Origin of the sequence: Chamaesiphon sp. GL140_3_metabinner_50 (assembly GCF_025361915.1) — a bacterium.
Taxonomy (GTDB): Bacteria; Cyanobacteriota; Cyanobacteriia; order Cyanobacteriales; family Chamaesiphonaceae; genus Chamaesiphon.
The window spans coordinates 1-2345 of record NZ_JANYJC010000340.1 but is presented as its reverse complement, the minus strand read 5'-3'; the positions used below and the strand labels follow the sequence as shown (position 1 = coordinate 2345).

At 45.0% G+C, this 2345-nt stretch carries 3 protein-coding genes; all 3 read right to left on the bottom strand.

The features are described from left to right. Nucleotides 1-868 (bottom strand): STN domain-containing protein (locus Q0R35_RS16810; RefSeq protein ID WP_295621039.1); only part of this gene is annotated, 868 nt, incomplete at its 3' end. A gap of 156 nt (nt 869-1024) precedes the next feature. Beyond that, nucleotides 1025-1801, bottom strand: a complete 777-nt coding sequence (locus Q0R35_RS16805; protein ID WP_295621036.1) for a pilus assembly protein — start codon at nt 1799-1801, stop codon at nt 1025-1027. Nucleotides 1802-1862: 61 nt separating this feature from the next. Beyond that, a partial coding sequence (locus tag Q0R35_RS16800) for a PilN domain-containing protein (RefSeq protein WP_295621034.1) occupies nt 1863-2345 on the bottom strand: 483 nt, incomplete at its 5' end.

Sequence of the window (2345 nt, the reverse complement as noted above, 5' to 3'; positions counted from 1 at the left end):
CAACTAATGTAACAGAATTTAATCTTTCATCTGTTGTAACAGCTAAACCTTTAAGAACTACTGGAGAATTAGTTTTGGTGAGGTCTACGGTTAAAGGTATTACATTGGCAGTACGGGTTCTAGTCGTAAATCTTGAGGCAGAACCTAGAGTACTACCACCACTGCCCGAACTCGAAGGTTCAACGGCTCCAGAACTTACGGTTTCAACTCTTTCTGTAAAGGTAGTCAAGCGTGCTTCCGCACCCTGAGTTGCTAAAAAACTGGCAGCAGATTCGGCTGATATTTGGTTCATCCGCATTGTACGGACGATTGTTTCTTGAACAGCATCAGGTAAGCGAGTGCCGACAAAGATAGTATTACCAACTCGATTGGCTTCTAAGCCAGTGAGTTGGAGAACATAGTTAAACGCATTTTGGACTGGCTCATTTCGGAGGTTGATGCTAACATTTGGCTCAGTAATTTTGGCTTTACCGTCAGCACTAGCGGCACTGTCAGCGTAGGCTAAGTTAAGATTAGCCGATCGAGCTAAGGACTCTAATACTTCCCGTGCGGGCGTATTTTTGAGTACCATATTAATCCGAGCGGTAGAATCTAAATTGATTTGGGGAATCGCCGCATCGAGGTTGGATACGCTAATATCGCCAACTGGTGGCGCGATCGCACGGGGACTGGTTGGTGTATTCTCGATCGTGACTCTGGGGTTGGGTACCAGTGGCTGTTGAGTTTGGTCTGTTTGAGCGACTAGATTGCTGCTGGGTTCTGGCTGTTGAGCTGGAGTTGGATGTGCGGCATTGACGTTAGTTACAGATAGTGCTGCAACCGCGCTACCCATGAAAATACTCGTAATAATCTGTTTACGTTGGCTCACTTTATTTAAATCTCCTATTCCAGGAACTAATTGACGGGGTATATCTGATGTTGGCTAGCGGTTAGTTAAGATTAATAAAGTATGTAAGTCTCTTTATTAATCTAGAAATCTGGTGAGATTTTGCGGTAACTGTTAGCTGTGTGCTGCCGAAATTAATTATTTTTTCGGTGCTGGTGCTGGTGGGGTGGCAGCAACTTGCTCTGTAGGGGACATGGGAATTAGAGCTTGAATTTTAAATGAGGTTTTGATAACAGCTTCTGGTTGGGGAACGAGTTTTCCGTTGGCATCTACTAATATCTTCTGAGCTGTCTTATCGACATCCGCACGAAAATCCTTAACAATTAGCAATTGATCCAATCTTTCGATCGTCCGTAAGATCGATTGCATTTGCTCGAAGTTGCCATTGACTTCGATCGATACGCTTTTGCGCTTAATTTTGTTGTTCAAGGCGGCACCTAGCGAACCATCAGTGATGGGTGCAGCACCGCTACTCCCACTACTGCCAACTCCAGGTAATTCTGGTGCAAATTTTTGCAATTGTCCTTGACGGATATTGACTAATTTATTTAGATCGAGCAGTAATGTATCTAACTTTTTATCACTGGCAAATAGTCCGGTAATAATTTGGGTTTGAGCATTGGCGCGATCGAGAGTTTGTTGGGCAGTCGCAATTTTTTGGGTATTATCTTTGCGGATCTGAATTTGCTCTTGCGTTTGGGAAAGTTTGGTTTCTAGCTCCTGATTTTTTGCAAGTTGTGGCTGTAAAAAACTGGCGTAGATATATCCAGAGATTCCGGCACCCACAGCCGCTAAACACATGCCGCTAACCAGGGGGCTAAAGGTCACCCCAAAGATCGACGGGTAAGCTGGCGGTGCTAGAAAAGAAGTATTATTTGCTAAATCGCTATCGATTAAATCGCTACTATATGTCATGGTTCGATCGCCTGCTGTTGTTGAGGACTTCTAATCGGAGTTGTTAAATTGACACTAAACATCATGGTTTAATTGCCTGCTGTTGTTGAAGGCTTTTTAGTCGAGCTACCAAGCCGACAGCTCCTTTGCGTTCTAATTCGCCGATTAAATCTGCGGCAGGGACGCGTTTAATCGAAGTTTGGATTTTGTAATTAACTACTCTCGGTAGTTCCATTTTTTTGACCTTAATAGGTTCGACAGTAGCAACCTTACCGTCTAAAGTCGGAGCGGTAGCTAACGGCGTAACTGCTCCTAAATCGGCATTGACTAATTGAGTCTCATCAGGATTAAAGAATGCCGATTGCTTGAGGGTCAACATAAAGTTATTGACTTCTTCAAACGATTTAGCCGTCCCGGTAATCTCGATTTTAGTTGTTGGTACGTCAGCCGGGAGTGCTGCTGTTGCGACCGGGGTGCCACCCGTTGCTGGAGCTGCTGGAACTGCTGGCGTTGCGGCTGCGGTAGTCGCTGCTGGTGCCGTACCCGGTTTGGCTTCAGGATTGGG

Coding starts and splice junctions, on each gene's coding strand:
- Q0R35_RS16805 (WP_295621036.1), bottom strand. CDS start 1,801: ATGACATATAGTAGCGATTTAATCGATAGCGATTTAGCAAATAATACT.